Raw genomic sequence first — 20409 nt, forward strand, 5'->3', positions numbered from 1 at the left:
GCGACTGCTTCCTACAAGCTTCGCGCCTTCACCGCCTGGACCATGCCGATGGCGTCCGGGCTCGCCCATTCGGCGGGTCCGGTGATGACGCCGCGGGCGCAGCCCTTCGCATCGACGATCAGGCTGACCGGCAGGCCGATGGTGACGCCCTGGGCCTTCAGGTCGTTGAACACGGCCATCGTGTCGTCGCGGTAGAACGGCAGCGCCTGGATGCCGGTGTCGGCGTAGAAGGCCTTCGGCGTATCGACGGAGCCGAGATCGACATTGATCGGAACGACCGCGAAGTCATCGCCGCCCTGGCTTTTTTCCAGCGCGTCGAGCGCCGGCATCTCGGCCCGGCAAGGCACGCACCAGGTGGCCCAGAGGTTGACCAGCAGCGTCTTCCCGGAGAACTCGGCGAGCGTCACCGGCGTGTCGTCGCCCTTGCGGAAGGCGAGCGTCGAGGCGTCGAACGGCGTATCCAGCGGCGTCACGGCCGCGACCTCCCCCTTGGCGGTATCGTTGAGCGCTTGCCGGAAGCCCTCGCTCGCCGGGCAGTTGCCGGCGAGCGCTTGATTGCCAGAGCCCGCCTCCATCACGTATATGCCGACGGCGCCCGCGAGGACGCCGGCGACGAGGGCCAGGACGCCGACAAGGGCGAAGCGGCGGCGTGGCGTTGCGTTCTGTTGAGACATGGCTGACCTTTTCCAAGCGTATTCGAAAGAACCGAGATGACCGAGAAGACGGCGGGCAACGAGATGTGGGGCGGCCGCTTCGCCTCGGGCCCCGACGCCATCATGCAGGAGATCAACGCGTCGATCGATTTCGACAAGCGTCTCTTCCAGGAAGACATCGCGGGATCCAAGGCCCATGCGGCCATGCTCGCCGAACAAGGCATCATCACGTCCGAGGACGCCGCGGAGATAGCACGCGGTCTCGACATGATCCGACAGGAGATCGAAAGCGGCGCCTTCACGTTTTCGCGGGAACGCGAGGACATCCACATGAACGTCGAGGCGCGGCTCGCCGAAATCATCGGCCCGGCGGCCGGCCGGCTGCACACCGCCCGCTCGCGCAACGACCAGGTCGCCGTCGATTTTCGCCTCTATGTCAAACGCGCCTGCCAGGCGGCGGAGGACGCCTTCACCGGCCTGATCGAGGCACTGCTCGACCGGGCCGAAGAGCATGCCGAGACGGTGATGCCGGGCTTTACCCACCTGCAGGTCGCCCAGCCCGTGACCTTCGGCCACCATTGCCTCGCCTATGTCGAGATGGCCGCGCGCGACCGTTCGCGCTGCACCGACGCGATCGAGAGGATGGACTGGTCCCCGCTCGGCGCGGCCGCCCTCGCCGGCACCGGCTTTCCCATCGACCGCCACCAGACGGCGTCGGCGCTCGGCTTCCGCGGCCCGACCCGCAACTCCATCGATTCGGTGTCCGACCGCGACTTCGCGCTCGAATTCCTGTCGATGGCCGCGATCGCTGCCGTGCATCTCTCGCGCTTCGCCGAGGAACTGGTGATCTGGTCGACGCCGCAGTTCAACTTCATCCGGCTGTCCGATGCCTTCTCTACCGGCTCCTCGATCATGCCCCAGAAGCGCAATCCGGATGCGGCCGAACTGGTCCGCGCCAAGACCGGGCGCATCAACGGCGCGCTGGTCTCGCTGCTGACGGTGATGAAGGGCTTGCCGCTCGCCTATTCCAAGGACATGCAGGAAGACAAGGAACAGGTGTTCGACGCGATCGACAGCCTGGCCCTCGCCCTTGCCGCGGCCACCGGCATGGTCCGCGATCTCGTCGTCAACGTTGAGGCGATGCGCAAGGCCGCCGGCCATGGCTTCTCGACGGCGACCGACCTTGCCGACTGGCTGGTGCGCGAGATCGGCTTGCCCTTCCGCGAGGCGCACCATGTGACCGGGCGCGCCGTGGCGCTGGCCGAGGGCCGCGGCACCGGGCTGGAGGATCTCTCCGTCGAGGATCTGCAAACGCTGGAGCCAAGGATCACCGATGCCGTCTTCGCCGTCCTGGGCGTCGACGCCTCCGTGCGCAGCCGGACAAGCTTTGGCGGAACCGCACCCGACAACGTCCGCCGCGAGATCACCGAATGGCGTCAGCGCCTTGCCGCCGCGCGGGGGTGATTTCTCCGGCGGGAGAAGCTATCAAGGGCGCGGGGAAGCGCTGGGGATGAATGCGACGATGAAGACCTTCAGGCTTTCGATGGTAATTTTGGCAGCGGGTCTCGCCTTGGCCGGCTGCGGGCGCAAGAACCTGCCAGTGGCTCCAAGGCCCGTCACCGCGCCGATCACCTCAGGCGGCAGCGCCGGCACCAGCACCAGCCTGGCGCCGGTCCCGACAGGCTCGAGCGAGGCCGCGACCTTCCAGCGGGCGCAGCGCCTCGGCGCCAATGACAGCAACCTCAACGTCTCGCCGGCGGAAGTCAGCCGCAATACCAAGGCCGAGAAACAGAGTTTTCCGCTGGATTTCCTGCTGAACTGACCCCCCCGACGCGATCGACGTCCGCACGGCCCGCCCTAACGGGCGCGCCCGGCGTTCCGGATGCCCTGACGATGAACCATTTCGAGTACCGCGACGGCACGCTCCACGCCGAGGACGTCGGCATCGCCGAGATCGCCAATGCGGTCGGCACGCCGTTCTACTGCTATTCCACCGCGACGCTGACCCGGCACTACCGCGTCTTCGCCGAGGCCTTTGCCGATATCGACGCGCTCGTCTGCTACGCCATGAAGGCAAATTCGAACCAGGCGGTGCTGACGACCCTCGCCCGCCTCGGCGCCGGCGCCGACGTCGTCTCCGGCGGCGAACTGCAGCGGGCGCTCGCCGCCGGCATCGCGCCGGAGAAGATCATGTTCTCCGGCGTCGGCAAGACGGCGGACGAGATCGACCAGGCGCTCAGCGCCGGCATCTTCTGCTTCAACATCGAGTCCGAGCCGGAACTGGAAATGGTCTCCGCCCGCGCCGTGGCGCTGGGCAAGACCGCGCATGTCTCGTTCCGGATCAACCCCGACGTCGACGCCAAGACCCACCACAAGATCTCCACCGGCAAGAAGTCCGACAAGTTCGGCATCGCCTTTGACCGGGCGCTGCCGGTCTATGCCCGGGCGCGCGACCTGCCGGGCATCGCGGTGTCCGGCATCGACATGCACATCGGCAGCCAGATCACCGATCTCGAGCCGTTCGACCTTGCCTTCGGCAAGCTCGCCGGTCTCGTCGGCGAGCTTCGGGCCGCCGGCCATACGATCAGCCATGTCGACGTCGGCGGCGGACTGGGCGTTCCCTACCGCGACGACAACACGCCGCCGCCGCTGCCGGTCGAATATGCCGAAACGGTCAAGCGCCACGTCCGTGGTCTCGGTTGCAAGGTGGTGTTCGAGCCCGGCCGGCTGATCGTCGCCAATGCCGGCATCCTCGTCTCCAAGGTGCTCTACGTGAAGGACACCGGCGACAAGGTCTTCGTCATCGTCGACGCCGCGATGAACGATTTGATCCGGCCGACCCTTTACGAGGCCTGGCACGACATCCGGCCGGTGACCGAAAGCCTCGGCGCCCCGCACATCACCGCCGACATCGTCGGCCCGGTCTGCGAGAGCGGGGACTTCATGGCGCACGACCGATCAATCCCGGTGGTCGCGGCCGGCGACCTCATCGCCATCGCCTCGGCCGGCGCCTACGGCGCCGTGCAGTCCGGCACCTACAACACGCGGGCGCTGGTGCCCGAGGTGCTGGTGAACGGCGACGCCTTCTTCACGGTCAGGCCCCGCCAGACCGTCGAGCAGCTGATCGCCCTCGACCGCTTGCCGCCCTGGCTGGAAGACTGAAGCCTGTCGGCTACCCGCGGCGGAATGCTCGGCGAGTCCGAAACCACTGCAGGGGCTGACGGACCGTTCACAGATCGGTCACCGCCTCGCCTTCGCCGCAAAAAATGCTAGGCTGGCCGCTGGACTGCACCAGACGAGATCGGGCCGAATGCCGAAAGATTCCAAGAAGGTCGCGTCCGCCGCCATGCCCGCCGACGCGGCACGGCTTCGGTCGACGCGCCGTCTGGCCGGGGCAGCAATGCTGTTCGAGAAGATCTGGCCGACGCTCTTTGCGCTCGCATCGATCCTCGCGGTCTTCCTCGCCTTCGCCTGGTTCGGCCTTTTTGCCCTGCTGCCGGGCTTTCTGCGCCTTGCCGTGCTGGTGGCGTTCGCCGCCGCGGCCGGGCTGACGCTGTGGCGCGCGCGCGGGCTGCGCCTTGCCTCCCCGGCGGCGATCGACCAACGCATCGAGAGCCGCAGCCGGCTCGACCACCAGCCGCTGCAGGTGCAAGCCGACCGGCCGACCGGCACGGACCCGATCGCCCTCGCCCTCTGGCACGAGCACCAGCGCCGCATGGCGCTGCGGCTGCGCCATCTCACCGGCGGTACACCGGAGACCCGGACGGAGCGGCTCGACCCTTACGGGTTGCGCGCCATCGCAGCACTGCTGCTCGTCACCGCCTTCGCGTTTTCCTACGGCCCGGTCGGCGGCCGCCTGACCGACGCCTTCGCCTCGCCTGAAGCCCCGCCGCTGCTGGCGGCACGCGTCGATGCTTGGGTGACGCCGCCGTCCTACACCGGCCGCGCGCCGATCTTTCTAACCGATGCGGCGCTCGCCGGCGCCCGTGCGGAGACAGCCGACAGCCCGGCCGCCGCGATCGAGGTCCCCGAGGGCAGTGTGCTGTCGGTGCGGGTGTCCGACGGCAGCGACACCAAACTGACCTTCACGCCGGAGGGTAGCGACGTCGCCGAGGACATCGAACCAGGTGGCTCCGCCGAACCTGCAGCCACGGATGCGAAGTCTCCCGCTGCGAACACCACACCCGGCGGCAAGGCCGACGCCGGCTCGCCCGTCAATGCTGGCGCCGTCGCTCGCCCCGCTCCCGGCCAAGACACGGCGGAACGGCCGGCGGCGGGCGAATACGACGTGCCGCTCGCCGACAGCGGCACCGTTCAGCTCGCCTCGACCTTCCGCACATTCGGCGACTGGCGTTTTACCGTAACGCCCGACGCGCCGCCGACCATCGCCTTCACCGACGAGCCGGCTGCCGGCCGCAAGGGCGCGCTGGAAATCCCGTTCAGCGTCGGCGACGACTATGGCGTTCGGAAGGGAACGGTGGCGATCGAGGTGCGCGGCGCGCAGGCGGTCGGCGCGCGGCCGTTGGTTCCCGTGCCGGAGATCACGCTTTCCCTGCCGCGGCGGACCAAGGGCGAGGCGAAGGGGCGCACGTCCATCGATCTGACCGAGAGCCCCTATGCCGGCGCCGAAGTTGGCATGACCCTCGAAGCGACCGACGATGCCGGTCAGACCGGACGGTCCGAGACCAAGATCCTGACCTTGCCCGAGCGGCCGTTCTCCAACCCACTCGCGCGGGCGGTGGTCGAACAGCGGCGGATCCTGGCGCTCGACGCCAATGCCGTGCCGCGGGTCACCGAAATGCTGGACGCGGTGACGCTGCGCGGCGAGGACTTCATCGAGAGCGCCTCGGCCTATTTGTCGCTGCGCGCCGTCCGCAGCCGCATCGCCAATGCCGAGGACGACGCGACGCTGGTGTCGGCGCTTGACTTCATGTGGCAGATCGCGTTGGGGATCGAGGACGGCAACCTGTCGCTTGCCGAGAAGAAGCTGCGCGACGCCAAGGAAAAGCTCGCCGACGCGATTGAAAAGGGCGCTGATGACGCCGAAATCGACAAGCTCATGGCCGAATTGCGCGAGGCCATGCAGGAATACATGCAGGCGATGGCCGAGGCGATGAAGAACCAGCCGCCGATGAGCCAGGAGCAGATGCAGAACGCGCAGGAAATCCGCCCGTCCGACATCGAGAAGATGATGGACCGAATCGAGGATCTTGCGAAGTCGGGCTCCAAGGACGCCGCCCAGCAACTGCTTTCCGAACTGCAGCAGATGATGGACCAGATGCAGGCGATGCAGCAGCCGGGTCAGCAGCAGCAGCAGGATGGCCAGCAGAACGCCATGCGCCAGCAGATGGACAAGCTCGGCGAGATGCTGCGCCAACAGCAGGCGCTGAAGGACAAGACCTATGAGCTCGGTCGCAAGCAGATGCAGCAGCAGATGCAGGACCAGATGGGCGAAGGGTTGAACAACGAGCCGCAGCCGGGCGAGCAAGGGCAGCCTGGTGAGCAGCAGGCTGGGAAGCCAATGACGGCCGAGGAGCTGAAGCAAGCGCTGGAGGATCTGAAGAAGCAGCAAGGCCAGCTGCAGAAGGATCTTCAGTCGCTACAGGACGGCATGAAGGGCATGGGCATGGAGCCCGGTGAATCCCTCGGCGAGGCCGGCAAGGCGATGGGCAAGGCCGAAGGCGCGCTCGGCGAGGGCAATGACGGCGAGGCGGTCGGCCAGCAAGGTCAGGCGATGGAGGGCCTGCGCCGCGGCGCCAAGGACATGATGCAGCAGATGCAGCAGGCGATGCAGCAAGGCGAGGGCCAAGGCCAGCAGCCGGGCCAGCAAGGGCAGATGGGCCAAGGCTTCAGCCAAGGCCAGCAGCGCTCCGGCCGCGATCCGCTCGGCCGGCCGCGCTCGACGCAAGGCGCAGACTTCGGCCAGGACGTGCGCGTGCCCGACGAGATCGACACGCAGCGCGCCCGCAAAATCCTCGACGCGATCCGCAACCGCCTCGGCGACGCGCTGTCCCCCCAGCTTGAACGTGAATATCTGGAACGGCTGCTGAAGACGCAGTAGCCCGTCCTGGCGCGTCGCGCTTTTCTACCGGGATGGCGGCGCGTCCCGATATCGAAAGCATGGCATGACCACACCCAAGTCCGACTGGGCGCCAGCGCTCTACCTCCGCTTCGAGGAGGAGCGCACCCGCCCCGCCCGCGATCTTCTCGACCGCATCCTGCTGCCAAACCCGCGGCGTGTCGTCGATCTCGGCTGCGGCCCCGGCAATTCGACCGAGCTTCTGGCGAGGCGCTGGCCGGACGCTGAGATTCTCGGGCTCGATACCTCGCTGGCGATGATCGAGGCGGCCCGCCAGCGCCTGCCGGAGTGCCGCTTCGAGATCGCCGACATTTCGGCATGGTCGCCGGAAGAGGCGCCCGACGTGATCTTCGCCAATGCGGTCCTGCAATGGGTGCCCGACCACCAGCAGCTCCTCCCGCGCCTTCTCGCGAGCCTCGCGCCGGGCGGCGTGCTGGCGATCCAGATGCCGGACAATCTCGGCGAGCCCTCGCATGTCGCAATGCGCGACACCGCGGCGGAGCCGGCGTTCGAAGCCTACACCACGGCGGCCGCGGGCGCCCGCACGACCCTCCCGCCGCTCCCGGTCACCTATGACGACCTTGCAGCGGATGCCGACTTGGTTGATGTCTGGCGGACCATCTACCACCACCGCATGGACGACCCGGCGGCGATCGTCGAATGGCTGAAGGCGACGGGCTTACGACCTTTTCTCGATGCACTCCCGGCCGAGTTGCGACCGGCGTTTCTGGAAAGCTACGCGGCGAAGATCGATGCCGCCTATCCCCAGCGCAGCGACGGACGCCGGCTGCTGGCGTTTCCGCGGATCTTCATCGTGGCGCAGCGGACACGTTAGCCTCGTAGATCAGTCTTCCGTCATCGGGGTAAGCTGGCGCCCGCTGGCGGCAGGGTAAAACCGCGCTGCTTGGCGGCGGTCATGCCGATTGTCCGGATCCGTCAAGGAAGGACATGAGACATCCGGCTAAATTCCAAGTCAACGGAGGCCAATCGCGCGTTCGAATGCCCGGCCACCGAGCCCTATCGCGTCGGGACCGGCACCTCGCCGCGGTAGTCGTAGAAGCCGCGGTGGGTCTTGCGGCCGAGCCAGCCGGCCTCGACATATTTCACCAGCAGCGGACACGGCCGATATTTCGGGTCGGCAAGGCCGTCGTGCAGGACCTGCATGATCGACAGGCAGGTGTCGAGGCCGATGAAGTCGGCCAGCTGCAGCGGGCCCATCGGATGGTTGGCGCCGAGCTTCATGGCGGTATCGATGCCCTCGACCGAGCCGACGCCCTCGTAGAGCGTGTAGATCGCCTCGTTGATCATCGGCAGGAGGATGCGGTTGACGATGAAGGCGGGAAAATCCTCGGAGACGGTCGTCGTCTTCTCGAGGGTGGCGACGAACTGCTGGGAGGCCTCGAAGGTCGGGTCGGCGGTGGCGATGCCGCGTACCAGCTCGACCAGTTTCATCACCGGCACCGGGTTCATGAAGTGGATGCCGATGAAGCGTTCCGGCCGGTCGGTGGCGGCGGCGAGCCGGGTGATCGAGATCGACGAGGTGTTGGTGGCGAGAATGGCGTCCGGCTTCAGCACCGGGCAGACCGTGGCGTAAATCTTGCGCTTGATCGCCTCGTCCTCGGTCGCCGCCTCGATCACGAGGTCCATCTCCGCGAGATCCTCGACGGCCCTTGCCGGCGCGATGAGGCCGAGCGCCGACAGCCTCTCCTCGGCCGAGATCTTGCCGGAGGCGCGCTGGCGGTCGAGCGTCGCGGCGACCGTGGCAATGCCTTTCTCGGCCCTCTCGGGCGAGACGTCGTAGAGCACGACGCCATAGCCGGCGAGGGCGACGACATGGGCGATGCCCGCCCCCATCTGCCCCGCCCCGACAATGCCGATCTTCCTCAGTCTCTCCGACATCCGTCCATCTTCCGCGTTGATTTTTTCGGCCCGCTCGCCTTGCGGCCGGTTCAGTCCCGCCCGGCCTGGCGCCGGCGCTAAAACAAACAAGGCCCCGCATCGCTGCGAGGCCCACAATCCTTTCACAAGCCTTCGCTGAGCGAAAGCGGTGAAATTTCCAATCCCCGGCAAGCGGGGCATCACGGCTAGAGCTTGGACTGCAGCTCCGGCAACAGCGTGAAGAGATCGCCGACGAGGCCGTAATCGGCGACCTGGAAGATCGGTGCTTCCTCGTCCTTGTTGATGGCGACGATGACCTTGGAGTCCTTCATGCCCGCGAGATGCTGGATCGCGCCGGAAATGCCGGCGGCGATGTAGAGGTCGGGCGCCACCACCTTGCCGGTCTGGCCGACCTGCCAGTCGTTCGGCGCGTAGCCCGCATCGACCGCCGCGCGCGAGGCGCCGATGGCAGCGCCCAGCTTGTCGGCGAGCGGCAGGATCAGCTCCTCGAACTTCTCCTTGGAGCCGAGCGCCCGACCACCCGACAGGATGATCTTGGCCGAGGTCAACTCCGGCCGGTCGGAGGTCGCCAGGCGATCCTCGACGAAGACCGAGAGCCCCTTGTCGGCCACGGCCTCGACCGTCTCGATCTCTGCCGAACCGCCCTCGCCCGTCGTCGCGAAGGACGCGGTGCGGACGGTGACGATCTTCTTGGCGTCCTGCGAGGTCACGGTCTGGATGGCGTTGCCGGCATAGACCGGCCGCTCGAACGTATCGCCACTCACCACCTTGGTGACGTCCGAGATCTGCATGACGTCGAGGAGAGCCGCAACGCGCGGCAGGACGTTCTTCACCGTGGTGGTCGACGGCCCGACGATCGCGTCATATTGGCCGGCGAGGCTGACGATGAGGTCGGCCAGCGGTTCGGCGAGGAGGTTGGCATAGGCCGGCGCATCGGCCTGCAGCACCTTGGAGACGCCCGATAGCTTGGCAGCGGCGGCGGCAACGTCGCCGACGCCCGCGCCGGCGACAAGCACGTGGACGTCGCCGCCAAGGGCGGTCGCCGCGGTCAGCGCCTTGGCGGTCAGCTCGGACAGGCCGTGCGCATCGTGCTCGGCGATGAGAAGCGTGGTCATAGCGAGTTTCCTTTCATCGCAGAAGTCAGAGGACGCCGGCTTCGCCGCGCAGCTTGCCGATCAGCTCGTCGACCGAGGCGACCTTGATGCCGGCGCCGCGCTTGGCGGGCTCGACGGTGGACACGACGGTCAAGCGCGGGGTGACGTCGACGCCGTAGTCGGCCGCGGTCTTTTCCTCCAGCGGCTTCTTCTTCGCCTTCATGATGTTCGGCAGCGAGGCGTAGCGCGGTTCGTTGAGGCGCAGGTCCGCCGTGACGATCGCCGGCATCGTCAGCGCGACGGTCTGCAGGCCGCCATCGACTTCGCGCGTTACGGTCGCTTTGCCGTCCGCGAGCTCCAGCTGGTTGGCGAAGGTGCCCTGGCTCCAGCCGAGCAGCGCCGCCAGCATCTGGCCGGTCTGGTTGCAGTCGTCGTCGATCGCCTGCTTGCCGAGGATGACGAGGTCCGGCTTCTCGACCTCGACGACGCCCTTCAGGAGCTTGGCGACGGCCAGCGGCTCGGTTGTGCCCTCGACCTTGATCAGAATTCCGCGGTCAGCGCCCATGGCGAGCGCCGTGCGGAGCGTTTCCTGCGCCTGCTGCGGGCCGATTGAGACGGCGACGATCTCGGTCGCCACGCCCTTCTCCTTCAGCCGGATGGCCTCCTCGACGGCGATCTCGTCGAACGGGTTCATGCTCATCTTGACGTTGGCAAGGTCGACGCCCGTGCCGTCCGGCTTCACGCGGATCTTCACGTTATAGTCCACCACCCGCTTGACGGCGACGAGGATCTTCATCCCGGAACTCTCCTATGACGCGCCCGCGCGGGGCGGGCCAAATGACGGCGGGGATGGCGTGCGTGCGGCTGGCTGCCCCGGTGAATCTGTCCGACCCGATATGATATTTTGACGTAAAGGTCAAAGAAAGGCACCGCAGATGCGGCGATCGAGATCAACTGTGCAAGGGTTTTGAGCCTTCCAATCCGATCTTTCAAGTCTCGGCGCGGCAGCGGCGCGCCTGTCCGCGACGTCGCTCGAATTGACCTCAGTCGTCGAGCACCGGGGGCTTGGCGAACAGCGGCACGCCGCGCCGTCGCAGGACCAAAGTGAGCATCGCCCCGGCAAAGATCCCGCCGGCATGGGCACCATAGGAGACCTCCTTGTCGCCCAGCGCCAGCATGGTGAACTGGTAGCCGATCCACAGCACCAGGAGGACGTAGGCCGGCAGCTTCAGCGGCACGCGGCCGAAGGCCAGCACCCAGATCCACACGCGCGGGTGCAGCATCAAATAGGCGGCCGCGACGCCCGAGACCGCGCCCGAGGCGCCGAGCAGCGTCGCCTCCGATTCCGGCATCGACCAGGCATGGGCCGCTGCCCCCGCCGCGGCGCAGAGAAGATAGAACAGGATGAAGCGGAGGTGCCCGAAGGCATCCTCGACATTGTCGCCGAACACCCAGAGAAACAGCATGTTGCCGAGAAGATGCCAGAAGTCGAGGTGGAGGAAGGCGTAGGTGACGAAGGAAAACTCAGTCGGCTGGAGGAGATATTCCGGCGACAGCGCGGCATAGCCGTTCACCACCGCGGGAATGAAGCCGTAGGCCAGCTCCGTCCCCGAAACATAGGCGCCGGTCTCGCCGGAAAACGACAGCGCGAGATAGAGCCCCGCACTCAGGAGGACGAGGCCGAGGGTGACGAACTGGAAGCGAATGCTTCGCAAGCGGTTGTCGTCATAGAACGGCAGGAACATTCGCAGCCCGGGGCAAGTGGAGACCGCCATCAAGCCTTGGCAGTCGCCGGAATGCAATGGTCGGAGGACCCGCGACGCCGCGTCCACCGCCGGGTCCGCCGTCCCGCATCCGGCGGAACGGCGCATCGAAAGGCTCAGAAGGCGAGCGAGAAGTCCAACCGCGCGCCGTTGCGCTGCGTGCCGTCGCCGAACTGCCCCTCATAGGACAGGCCAAGGCGGGCATCCTTGCCGATCGCGACGTCGATGCCGGCCCCGAGTAGCGCCGCATTCTCGGCGATCGGGGCGCCGACCACTGTGAAATTACCGGTGCCGGCGAGCGCCAGGCGAGCCGAGGGATTGGTGTCGCCGAAGGCATGCCGCCAGCCGACGTTCGCCGTCAGCGCGGCGTCGATGCCCGGACCTGCAACGGCGCGCGAGAAGCGGAGCCCCAGCGTCGAGAACGTGGTGTCGAGATCCCCGTCCGCCGCCGACAGGGCCGCCGCGCCGCCGCGCTCGGAGAAGCCGTCGACGTCGAGCGAGACATGCGCAAGGCCGGCATACGGCTCGAGGGTGGCGAGGGCCGTATCGAAGCGGTAGCTCGCCTCGCCGAAGACCTGCAGCGCCCTCGCGTCATAATCGGCGGAGAGCTGGTCCGACAGGCCAGCGAAGCCGAGCGAGCGGTCGGTGTCGATGGCATGCCAGGTGTTAATCACCCCAGCGCGCAGGCCGAGCGCGCCGACGCTCGTGCCGGCATAGACGCCGAGGTGGTAATCATCGGAATCGGCCGAGAAGCCGCGGCCGTCGACGTCGAAGCCGGTCTGGCCCCAACCGGCGACAAGGCCGATGCGCATCGTGTCGGCCATCTCGGCATCGATGCCGACGAGGAAGCCGCCGCCGTCCGTGTCGGTCGAAGCGGTGCCGCCGTTGCCGTCGGTAGCACTCCAGGCACCGTAAGCCGTGCCCCAGGCTGCAATACCGCGGGGGTCGGGATAAGACGGGTCGCCGGCGAGAGCGGCAGCAGTGCTTTTGCCCGCAGAGATGCCGCCTGAGGCTGCGCGCAGCCGGTCACTGACGATCCCGCCGAGCGAGAAGGACTGCTCGACCAGGGCGCCACGCAAGGCAGCATGGCCTTCGCCGGAGAGGCTGTCGAAGGCCGCATTCGCCGCCTCGGCATCGAGCAGCACGAGGGCGTCGTAGACGTCATTGCCGAAGGTCAACCTGTCGACGCTTGTCGCCACCGCCCGCTGGTTGCGCGTCGCGGCGACGTCGGCAAAGCCGATGTCGTTGCGGTCGAGGCGCAGCGAAACGCTGGTCGCGGTGTAGCCGAGCGTCGGCGACAGGAAGGTATAGCTGGAGGTCGCCTGGCCGAAGCTGCCGATGACGCCGCCAGCCGCGTTGAGGATGGTGTAGGCGGCGGCGGGGCGATAGGTGCCGTTCTCGCCGACATGGAGGACCGACGCGCCGTTCAGCGTCGCCGTGCCGGTGACGTCGACGCGGTCGCTGGCCGTGCCTAAGGGATCGACCTCGACCGCATAGACAGAGGCCGCCGCGAAGGTGAGGTTGCCGTCGACGGTGAGCGTGCCGACCGAGTTGCCGGGAGCAAGACGCGCGCCATCCCCAAGAACCGTCGTCCCGACGGTGCCGCTGCCGCCGAGCGTGCCGCCAGCATCCACCGTGACGCCGCCGCCGAGCCGGCCGTTCACCGACAGAACGCCCTCCTCGATGCGTGTCGCGCCGGCGAAGGCCGAGCCGTCGCCGGCATAGATGAGGCGCCCGCTGCCGTCCTTGACGAAGGCGCCTTGCCCCGACAGGGTATTGGAGAGCGTCGTCGTCCCCGCGGTGTCGAGGACGAGCGTCGCATCCGCCGTGATGGCGCCGCTGCCGAAAGCCGCGCCCGACGTACCGACCAGGCGGCCGCCGGAGACGAGGGTTCCGAAGGCATAGGTGTTGAGCCCGGCCAGCGTCAGCTCACCGGTCCCGGTCTTCACCAGCCCGCCCGGTCCCGAGATGTCGTTCAGCCAGCGGTCGGCGGCGGCATAGCCGCCCTTGGCGGCGTCCATGTCGACGGTGACCGTCTGTCGAAAGGCGCCATAGCCGCCGGCGGCGGCGAAGAGGTTCAGCCGGTCGTAGCCGAGCCCGTTGTCCAGCGGGCCACCGGAGGCGTTCTCGGTCGTCGCCAGCACTTCGCGCCGCTGCTCGGCGGAGAGGTAAGAGAAGCGCGTCTCTAGCAGGACCTCGGCATTCAGCGGCACCACGGGGGCTGCATTGGTCGGCCCGATCGCGGCGAAGCCATAGGTGGTCATGGCGTCGTAACGGGCCTTGTCGACCTTGAACTTCGCATAGGCCTCGGCCGCCGACGTCTTGGGATAGCAGAGCGAGACCGAACCGCCGCAGGACGTGGCGAAATAGGCCTGCGCCTGGTCGTAGGCCTCCTGGCGCAGCACCGGGTTCGCCATCAGGTTTTCGATGGCATAGAAGGTCGCGTGCATGCGCCCGCCGATGACGTCGAGGGCCGAATGCATGCCGGCGACGACGCGGTTGTCGCCGAGCTCGGCCGCGCGCAACACGAGATCCGAATACTGCTGCGGCACCGCATAGGCGAGACCGAGGCCGGCGAGGAAGGCAGCATTGGTGTGCCCGCTCGGAAAGCCGCCATCGGTCTGTGGCGTCGTGCTCTTGGCCGGCCGCAGCGAGGGCTGCACGATCGCCTCGAGGCTCTGGCCGTCGAGCGACTGGCGATACGGCCGGGGATAGCTGTAGGTCTCCTTGCCCGGCGTCGTGGTGGAGTTCGAGCCACGCAGCGCGCCGACGAGGTCGACCACCTTTCCGAGCGCCGACTGGCTGGAGCCGAGGCCGTTGCCGGCATCGTCGAATTTCTGCGTCAGCGCCGCCGCCGGCCGGTCGGTGATGGTGGTGAAGGCGCCGGTGGCCGTCCTGAAACGATCGGCCAGCGGGCCGAGGCCGCTCGTCATGCTGTAGTTCTGGTCGCGGCGGTCGTCGAGATAGGCCGCGGTCTCCTGGGCATCCGTGCGCGCGCCGGTCTTCTCGATGCTGATTTCGAGGTTGCGCCGGAGCGTGGCCTCGCCCGCCGGCTTGATCGAACCGGTGTTCCAGGTCGCGCCCGGCGTCCACAGCGTGTCGAAGCCCGACAGGATCCGCACGGCCGCGCCGCGCGGTGCCGCGACATAGGCCTGTTGCGCCAAGGCCGGGCCGACACCGACGAGCGCGGTGGAGGCGAGCGCCAGAGCAATAAAAGCTGGATGGGTCATGATGTCGGGCGCCTGTTGTCCGGAAGGGTTCGTCCGGAGCGCTAGACACGCTTCATCACAGGTTGATGATAGTAAGCCTGTATTCCTGATTATCGCGGGGAGCACGGGCTGTCCGATGCTGCTTGCCCCGCCGATGTGGCCTTGATGCCGCAGCGTGGACCATGGTGGCGCAACCGCGAAGAGGCACCGCAAGGTGGCAGGCCGGCTCCACCATCACATTTCGACTAAGCACCCTCGTTGTGGGCTTTAAGGCCGCGAGTTTTCAGGCCGCAGACCCCAACGGTCGTCATCCTCGCGCGCAGGGCGAGGACCCATGCCTCTTCTTCTCCATCATTGGTTCGGTAAAGGGAACGGCAGGCCGCTTCCACCGTCGTAGTGGTCTCCCACGCCTTGGCATGGGTCCCCGCGCTGCGCGCGAGGATGACAAAACTTTAGGGGGCGGCGCTATGATAGCTTAGAAGTTGCAGGCTCTGTTGGACCTGAGAGACGCTAATGATCGCGCTGCCGGACCCGCAGAAGCCTGCCCGTATAACCGCGGGGCGCGGCGAAGGTCATGGACTGATGGTCGGGGCTGGGGTGGCGAACCTTCGAGGGGCGTCCGTCCGAGCGCATGCGTGCCTCCGCCTGATGCCAGTCGGGCAGACCGTCCTCGTCCGTTTCCCAGTGCACGACGGACGCCTCGTCGCACCAGGCGGCAAGCTTCGGCATCGCCTTGCGGTGCGCGCCGTTCAGCATGTAGGCCCGCATCGCCTCGGCATCGTCCCAGCTGGTCAGCGTCCAGAACGTCCAGCCGCGGCCGGGCAGCAGCGATCCCGCCCGGAAACCCGGTGCCTGCTCGGCCTGGCGCTGCGTCCGGAGGGCGTGCGGCACGAACAGCGGCAAGAAGCGCCAGGAGCGAAGCTTGAGCCGGGTGACGCTGATGAATGGCATGATCAGCGGCTGGCGCCGGGCACCCAGAGCACGTCGGCTCGGCCTTCGTCATTGGCGATCCGGGCGGCGACGAAGAGGTGGTCGGACAGGCGGTTGATGTAGGTCATCGCCGCCGCCGAGACGGTTTCGCCCTCGGTGCGCACCAGCGCCACCATCAGCCGCTCGGCCCGCCGCGCGACGGTGCGGGCGAGATGGAGATGCGCAGAGGCCGGCGAGCCGGCGGGCAGGATGAAGCTCTTCAGCGGTGCGAGGCGCGCGTTCATCGCGTCGATCTCGCGCTCCAGCCGATCGACCTGGGAGGCGACGATCGCCAGCCGCTCATAGGGCAGCGGCTCGGGCGTCTCGGGCGTCGCCAGATCGGCCCCAAGGTCGAAGAGGTCGTTCTGGATGGTGGCGAGCATCGCGTCGAGCTCGCCCTCGGTGTAGAGCCGCGCCATGCCGATCGTGCCGTTCAACTCGTCCACGGTGCCGAAGGACTCGATGCGCAGATCCGACTTCACCCGCCGCTCGCCGCTGCCGAGCCCCGTGGTGCCGTCGTCGCCGGTGCGGGTGTAGATCTTGTTCAGCTTGACCATGCGGGAAAACTCTCCGTCGAAATCGCGGGCGGAACGGGGTGTTGCCGCGGCCCTTCGTGGCGCAACGCCGGCATTACGACCTGGAGAACCAGAGCGCGCCGACCATGATCAGCACGGCGATCGCCTGCAGCAGCACGCGCCAGCGCATCAGCTTCTGCGAGGTCATGCCAGACCCGCCGCGCATCATGTTGATGAGGCCGAGCAGCAGCACGATCGCCACGGCGATCATCACGACCAGAGCGAGGATGGAAAGGGTATCGGACATGGCGGCTTTCGGCTCCCGGGCTTGGCCGGTGATATAGGCCGGAACGGCGCGATAGGCGAGCCGCCGCCGCGCGCCCGGCGATCATGTCGCGGCGGGGGTCTCGGCCGCGGGCTTCTGGCGCCAGGTGGCGGCGGCGACGCCGAGACCTGCGAGCGCCATGCCGAAGAGCTGCAGCGGCGTCAGCGTCTCGCCGAACAGGAAGAAGGCCATGACGGCGGTGACCCCCGGCGTCAGGTACATCAGCGACGTTACCCTCGACACGGCGCCCTCGCGGATGAGGTAGAGCAGCAGGAAGACCGCGCCGATCGACAGCGCGACCACCAGCCAGGCTAGGGCGAGGACGAATTCGTGCGCCCAGTCGATCACCCGCGTCTCGAACAGAAGCGAGGCCGCCGCCATCGGCAGGAGTGCGCCGAGATACTGCAAGGCGGTGCCGACGCGCAGGTCGACGCTGCCGACGAAGCGCTTCTGCCAGATCGTCCCGACCGAGATCGCCACCGCCGCGATCACCGCCGGCACCAAGGTGATGGGCCCGAGGCCGCTGCCGGCATGGATCTTCGGCAGCACCACGAGGAAGACGCCGAGGAGCCCGACGGCAAGGCCGAGCCAATGCCGAGGCCGGATTGTCTCGCCTAGGAAACTGCCGGCGAGGACCGCGGTGAGAATGGGCTGCAGTCCGACGATGAGCGCGGCGATGCCTGCCGACAGACCGTGGCGGACGGCAAAGAACACCCCGCCGAGATAGACGCCGTGGATCAGTGCCCCCGCCAGCATGGCATGCAGCGCCGGCCGAAAGCCCGGCCAGCCGTTCGAGACGGTCGCGGCGATCGGCGCCAGGATAGCGAAGGCGATGACGAAGCGCAGCGCCAGGAAGGTGAAGGGCTCGGCATGCGGCATGGCATAGCGGGCGCCGACGAAGCCGGTCGACCAGAGCACCACGAAGACGGCGGGAAAGAAAGGAAGGAGGCGGTGCACGGCATTCCTCTTTGATCCGCAGGCGGGATCGGTGACTGCCCCAAGGCCGAAGCTGGCGCCGGGAGATCGGGGCCGATGGCAAGGCTCGGGTCGAAGGCGGTCCAGGCAGGACATGCCCGCCGGCGATGCACGGAACGCGTAACCGTGCCGCCGGACGAGCGGTAGCAGCGGCAGGCCCGCTCGGGAAGCACATCCGCCACAGGCCAGGCGACAAAGTCCCGCCCTGTCGCTGCGGCAATTGCGCCGCCAGACGGCAACGCGTATCGCGGCAGGCAGCAACGCCGAGCCGCCGCCATGCAGATCATCCTCAACGTCATCCTGCCGATCTTCGCAGTGATCGCGATCGGCTTCCTCGCCGCGCGGTTCAAGCTTCTGGCCGGCGAGGTCGGCGACGCGCTGTCGAAGTTCGTCTTCGTCATCGCCGTGCCGACGCTGCTGTTCCGCACGCTCGCAACCGCCTCCTTCGGCGACGTCAATCCGCTCTGGCTCTGGGTCTCCTACTTCACCGGCGTGATCGTCACGTGGACGCTGGCCTCGCTCTTCGTGCGCAGCTTCATGGGTGCCGACCGCCGCGCCGGCGTCATCGCCGGCATTTCGGCAAGCTTTGCCAACACGGTCTTCGTCGCCATTCCGGCGGTGCAGCGCGCCTATGGCGACCCCGGGCTTGAGCCGCTGTTCCTGATCATCTCCGTCCACCTGCCAACGATGATGATCATCGCGACGCTCCTGATGGAGCGCGCCGCCGAGCGTGACGCCGCCGCCGAGGGCCGACCGATGCGCAAGGTGACGGTCACGGCGACGATCCGCCAGGTGCTGGTCAATCTCGGCCGCAACGGCATCGTCATCGGGATCCTCTGCGGCATCGCCTGGCGGCTGACCACCATCCCGCTGCCGGCCGAAGCCGAGGAGGTGGCGCGGCTGATCGGCTCGACGGCCGGCCCGGTCTCGCTCTTCGCCATGGGCATGTCGCTGACACGCTACGGCCTGCGCGGCGACCTCCTGAGTTCGATCGTCGTTTCCGTGCTGTCGCTGACGCTGATGCCGGGTATCGTCTACGCCATCGGCGTCGAACTCCTGCCGCCGCTCTGGCTGAGGGTCGCCGTGCTGACCGCCGCCTGCCCCGCCGGAATCAACTCCTACCTCTTCGCCGTCTACTTCAAATCGAACGAGAAGCTGGCCGCGACGACCATCGTGGTGTCGACGCTGATGTCGGTGGTCAGCCTCGGCGCCTGGCTCGCGATCCTAGGATAGGGCGTCCTGTGCCCCAAAGTGGCCAGCAAGGACGCAGAACCCCACTACACTAAAGCCCTACCATCCGCCGGATGTCCTCGGCCGTCAGCCCCGCTGCCCGGAGCGAGGCGAGCGAAACGTCACGGGCGCTCTTCGACAGCTTGCGGCCATCGGTGCCGAGGATGAGGGCGTGGTGGTGATACTGCGGCGCGGGCAGGCCGAGGAGCGCCTGCAAGAGACGGTGGACCGACGTCGCGTGGAACAGGTCGCGGCCGCGCACGACATGGGTGATGCCCAGCAGCGCGTCGTCGACCACCACGGCAAGGTGGTAGCTCGTCGGCATGTCCTTGCGGCCGAGGACGACGTCGCCCCAGGCGGCGGGGTCGGCGGCGATCTCGCCGGTGTCGCCCTCTGGCGATCCGCCGCTCTCCGCAAAGGACAGGGCGCCGAGGCCGGCCAGCGCCGCCTGCATATCGAGCCGCCAGGTGAAGGCCTCGCCGGCCGCGATGCGCGCCTGCCTCTCGTCGTCGGACAGGCGGCGATCGAGGCCGGGATAGAGCGGCGCGCCATCGGGATCGCGCGGCCACGGCGTGCCTTCCTCCTCCTCGTGCCGCCCGGCGGAGGCGCGGATCTCGCCCCGCGACATGAAGGCGGGGTAGACGAGGTTCTCGCCCGCCAGCGCGTCGAGCGCCGCCTGGTAGTCGCCGAAATGACGGGACTGGCGGCGTGGCGTCTCGTCCCAGTCGATCCCGAGAAAAGCGAGGTCGTCGACGATGCCGCGCTCGAAGGCCAGCGTGCACCGGGCCCGGTCGATATCCTCGAGGCGCAGAAGGAAATCGGCACCGGCGTCCCGCGCCAGTCGGTGGTTCAGCAGTGCGGACAGCGCATGACCAAGATGCAGCTCGCCGTTCGGACTGGGGGCGAAGCGGTAGCGGCTCTTCATCAATGTCCTCTCCATCCCGGTTGTTGTCGGAAACGGGTGGCCGGCCTGCAGGCTTTTGGCAAGAATGCCGCGATGATTCTCTCCGACGAAGACCTCGCGCGTGAACTCGCCGCGCTCGCCCTTCTCGACCCGGCGCTCGGGCCGGCGATCGCTGCCGCTGGCACTGTTCCGCTGCGGCAGACGCCGGGCGGCCTGAAGGGGCTGGCGGGCGTGCTCGTCGGGCAGCAAGTATCGCGGGCGAGCGCGGCGGCGATTTTCGGGCGGCTCGAGACGCTCATCGACCTCGACGACCCCGCCGCGATCCTCAAGGCGACGGAGGCGGACTTCCGGGCCGCCGGCATGTCGCGCGGCAAGCAGGAGACACTCCTCGGGATCGCTTCGGCTTGCCTCTCGGGCGCGCTCGACTTCGAGCGGATGGCGCGCGGGGAACCGGCGGCCGCGATCGCCGAGCTGACGGCACTGCGCGGCATCGGCGCCTGGACGGCCGAATGCTTCCTGCTGTTCTCTGCCGGCCATCCCGACATCTTCCCCGCCGGGGACCTTGCTCTACAGGTTGCCGTGGCCGAAGCCCTCGGCTGGCCGGCCCGCCCGAAGGAGAAGGCGCTGGCGGCATCGGCGGCGCGGTGGGCGCCGCACCGCTCGGCCGCCGCACGGCTGTTCTGGGCCTACTACGCCGCCGTCACCCGCCGCGATGCCACCCCGACCGCTGCGATCCCCGCAGATCCCCTGCCGCTAAGGAAGGGCCGGCTTCCGCGCTGATTCGCCGCGGACAC

At 68.0% G+C, this 20409-nt stretch carries 18 protein-coding genes; 7 read left to right on the forward strand and 11 right to left on the reverse strand.

Going from position 1 to position 20409, the window contains the following annotated elements:
• Positions 1 to 11: 11 nt before the first annotated feature.
• The gene (gene tlpA / locus ACZLZQ_RS22810; protein ID WP_472951428.1) at positions 12 to 674 is read right to left on the reverse strand and encodes a thiol:disulfide interchange protein TlpA; all 663 of its coding nucleotides are present in this window, start codon (positions 672 to 674) and stop codon (positions 12 to 14) included.
• Positions 675 to 710: 36 nt separating this feature from the next.
• Here tlpA and argH point away from each other — a divergent pair, with 36 nt between their 5' ends.
• The 5 genes from argH to tam all read left to right on the forward strand — a co-directional run bounded on the left by argH (position 711) and on the right by tam (position 7567).
• On the forward strand, positions 711 to 2117 hold the full coding sequence (gene argH, locus ACZLZQ_RS22815; RefSeq protein ID WP_472951429.1) for an argininosuccinate lyase: 1407 nt from the start codon (positions 711 to 713) through the stop codon (positions 2115 to 2117).
• Between the two features lie 58 nt (positions 2118 to 2175).
• A complete protein-coding gene (locus tag ACZLZQ_RS22820) occupies positions 2176 to 2475 on the forward strand; it encodes a hypothetical protein (RefSeq protein WP_472951430.1) in 300 nt (99 codons plus the stop codon).
• Positions 2476 to 2546: 71 nt separating this feature from the next.
• Positions 2547 to 3815 carry a diaminopimelate decarboxylase gene (lysA, locus tag ACZLZQ_RS22825; RefSeq protein WP_472951432.1) on the forward strand — a complete coding sequence of 423 codons (1269 nt, stop codon included), beginning with the start codon at positions 2547 to 2549 and terminating at the stop codon, positions 3813 to 3815.
• A gap of 148 nt (positions 3816 to 3963) precedes the next feature.
• Positions 3964 to 6714 carry a TIGR02302 family protein gene (locus tag ACZLZQ_RS22830; protein WP_472951434.1) on the forward strand — a complete coding sequence of 917 codons (2751 nt, stop codon included), beginning with the start codon at positions 3964 to 3966 and terminating at the stop codon, positions 6712 to 6714.
• Between the two features lie 64 nt (positions 6715 to 6778).
• Entirely contained in the window at positions 6779 to 7567 is a 789-nt protein-coding gene (tam, locus tag ACZLZQ_RS22835) for a trans-aconitate 2-methyltransferase (protein ID WP_472951436.1), read from the forward strand.
• Between the two features lie 182 nt (positions 7568 to 7749).
• On the opposite strand, the gene ACZLZQ_RS22840 is transcribed toward tam, so the two are convergent.
• The 9 genes from ACZLZQ_RS22840 to ACZLZQ_RS22880 all read right to left on the reverse strand — a co-directional run bounded on the left by ACZLZQ_RS22840 (position 7750) and on the right by ACZLZQ_RS22880 (position 17463).
• Positions 7750 to 8631: a 3-hydroxybutyryl-CoA dehydrogenase gene (locus ACZLZQ_RS22840; protein ID WP_472935848.1), complete on the reverse strand. Its 882-nt coding sequence runs from the start codon at positions 8629 to 8631 to the stop codon at positions 7750 to 7752.
• A gap of 185 nt (positions 8632 to 8816) precedes the next feature.
• Positions 8817 to 9746: an electron transfer flavoprotein subunit alpha/FixB family protein gene (locus ACZLZQ_RS22845; RefSeq protein ID WP_472951438.1), complete on the reverse strand. Its 930-nt coding sequence runs from the start codon at positions 9744 to 9746 to the stop codon at positions 8817 to 8819.
• A gap of 25 nt (positions 9747 to 9771) precedes the next feature.
• Positions 9772 to 10521 carry an electron transfer flavoprotein subunit beta/FixA family protein gene (locus ACZLZQ_RS22850; protein WP_472951440.1) on the reverse strand — a complete coding sequence of 250 codons (750 nt, stop codon included), beginning with the start codon at positions 10519 to 10521 and terminating at the stop codon, positions 9772 to 9774.
• 247 nt (positions 10522 to 10768) lie between these two features.
• Positions 10769 to 11500: a rhomboid family intramembrane serine protease gene (locus tag ACZLZQ_RS22855; RefSeq protein WP_472951441.1), complete on the reverse strand. Its 732-nt coding sequence runs from the start codon at positions 11498 to 11500 to the stop codon at positions 10769 to 10771.
• Positions 11501 to 11604: 104 nt separating this feature from the next.
• Positions 11605 to 14718, reverse strand: coding sequence for an autotransporter domain-containing protein (locus ACZLZQ_RS22860; protein ID WP_472951443.1), 3114 nt, complete (start codon positions 14716 to 14718; stop codon positions 11605 to 11607).
• Positions 14719 to 15207: 489 nt separating this feature from the next.
• Complete coding sequence (locus ACZLZQ_RS22865; protein WP_472951444.1) at positions 15208 to 15648, reverse strand: DUF3291 domain-containing protein; 441 nt, start codon at positions 15646 to 15648, stop codon at positions 15208 to 15210.
• Positions 15649 to 15650: 2 nt separating this feature from the next.
• Positions 15651 to 16223 carry a cob(I)yrinic acid a,c-diamide adenosyltransferase gene (locus ACZLZQ_RS22870; protein ID WP_472935854.1) on the reverse strand — a complete coding sequence of 191 codons (573 nt, stop codon included), beginning with the start codon at positions 16221 to 16223 and terminating at the stop codon, positions 15651 to 15653.
• Positions 16224 to 16296: 73 nt separating this feature from the next.
• Positions 16297 to 16488, reverse strand: a complete 192-nt coding sequence (locus ACZLZQ_RS22875; RefSeq protein WP_472951446.1) for a twin transmembrane helix small protein — start codon at positions 16486 to 16488, stop codon at positions 16297 to 16299.
• An 81-nt stretch (positions 16489 to 16569) separates the two neighbouring features.
• Complete coding sequence (locus ACZLZQ_RS22880; RefSeq protein WP_472935856.1) at positions 16570 to 17463, reverse strand: DMT family transporter; 894 nt, start codon at positions 17461 to 17463, stop codon at positions 16570 to 16572.
• 294 nt (positions 17464 to 17757) lie between these two features.
• On the opposite strand from ACZLZQ_RS22880, the gene ACZLZQ_RS22885 reads away from it, so the two are divergent.
• Positions 17758 to 18714 carry an AEC family transporter gene (locus tag ACZLZQ_RS22885; protein WP_472951447.1) on the forward strand — a complete coding sequence of 319 codons (957 nt, stop codon included), beginning with the start codon at positions 17758 to 17760 and terminating at the stop codon, positions 18712 to 18714.
• 49 nt (positions 18715 to 18763) lie between these two features.
• Here the strand turns inward: ACZLZQ_RS22885 and gluQRS are convergent, their stop codons facing one another.
• Positions 18764 to 19636 carry a tRNA glutamyl-Q(34) synthetase GluQRS gene (gene gluQRS, locus ACZLZQ_RS22890; RefSeq protein WP_472951449.1) on the reverse strand — a complete coding sequence of 291 codons (873 nt, stop codon included), beginning with the start codon at positions 19634 to 19636 and terminating at the stop codon, positions 18764 to 18766.
• 72 nt (positions 19637 to 19708) lie between these two features.
• On the opposite strand from gluQRS, the gene ACZLZQ_RS22895 reads away from it, so the two are divergent.
• Entirely contained in the window at positions 19709 to 20395 is a 687-nt protein-coding gene (locus ACZLZQ_RS22895) for a DNA-3-methyladenine glycosylase family protein (RefSeq protein WP_472951451.1), read from the forward strand.
• Positions 20396 to 20409 lie beyond the last annotated feature (14 nt).

This window comes from Mesocryomonas lacus, assembly GCF_055730105.2.

Bases quoted from the DNA above. Each gene is read 5' to 3' on its own strand.
- tlpA (WP_472951428.1), bottom strand. From the start codon at position 674: ATGTCTCAACAGAACGCAACGCCACGCCGCCGCTTCGCCCTTGTCGGC.
- argH (WP_472951429.1), top strand. From the start codon at position 711: ATGACCGAGAAGACGGCGGGCAACGAGATGTGGGGCGGCCGCTTCGCC.
- ACZLZQ_RS22820 (WP_472951430.1), top strand. From the start codon at position 2,176: ATGAAGACCTTCAGGCTTTCGATGGTAATTTTGGCAGCGGGTCTCGCC.
- lysA (WP_472951432.1), top strand. From the start codon at position 2,547: ATGAACCATTTCGAGTACCGCGACGGCACGCTCCACGCCGAGGACGTC.
- ACZLZQ_RS22830 (WP_472951434.1), top strand. From the start codon at position 3,964: ATGCCGAAAGATTCCAAGAAGGTCGCGTCCGCCGCCATGCCCGCCGAC.
- tam (WP_472951436.1), top strand. From the start codon at position 6,779: ATGACCACACCCAAGTCCGACTGGGCGCCAGCGCTCTACCTCCGCTTC.
- ACZLZQ_RS22840 (WP_472935848.1), bottom strand. From the start codon at position 8,631: ATGTCGGAGAGACTGAGGAAGATCGGCATTGTCGGGGCGGGGCAGATG.
- ACZLZQ_RS22845 (WP_472951438.1), bottom strand. From the start codon at position 9,746: ATGACCACGCTTCTCATCGCCGAGCACGATGCGCACGGCCTGTCCGAG.
- ACZLZQ_RS22850 (WP_472951440.1), bottom strand. From the start codon at position 10,521: ATGAAGATCCTCGTCGCCGTCAAGCGGGTGGTGGACTATAACGTGAAG.
- ACZLZQ_RS22855 (WP_472951441.1), bottom strand. From the start codon at position 11,500: ATGGCGGTCTCCACTTGCCCCGGGCTGCGAATGTTCCTGCCGTTCTAT.
- ACZLZQ_RS22860 (WP_472951443.1), bottom strand. From the start codon at position 14,718: ATGACCCATCCAGCTTTTATTGCTCTGGCGCTCGCCTCCACCGCGCTC.
- ACZLZQ_RS22865 (WP_472951444.1), bottom strand. From the start codon at position 15,648: ATGCCATTCATCAGCGTCACCCGGCTCAAGCTTCGCTCCTGGCGCTTC.
- ACZLZQ_RS22870 (WP_472935854.1), bottom strand. From the start codon at position 16,223: ATGGTCAAGCTGAACAAGATCTACACCCGCACCGGCGACGACGGCACC.
- ACZLZQ_RS22875 (WP_472951446.1), bottom strand. From the start codon at position 16,488: ATGTCCGATACCCTTTCCATCCTCGCTCTGGTCGTGATGATCGCCGTG.
- ACZLZQ_RS22885 (WP_472951447.1), top strand. From the start codon at position 17,758: ATGCAGATCATCCTCAACGTCATCCTGCCGATCTTCGCAGTGATCGCG.
- gluQRS (WP_472951449.1), bottom strand. From the start codon at position 19,636: ATGAAGAGCCGCTACCGCTTCGCCCCCAGTCCGAACGGCGAGCTGCAT.
- ACZLZQ_RS22895 (WP_472951451.1), top strand. From the start codon at position 19,709: ATGATTCTCTCCGACGAAGACCTCGCGCGTGAACTCGCCGCGCTCGCC.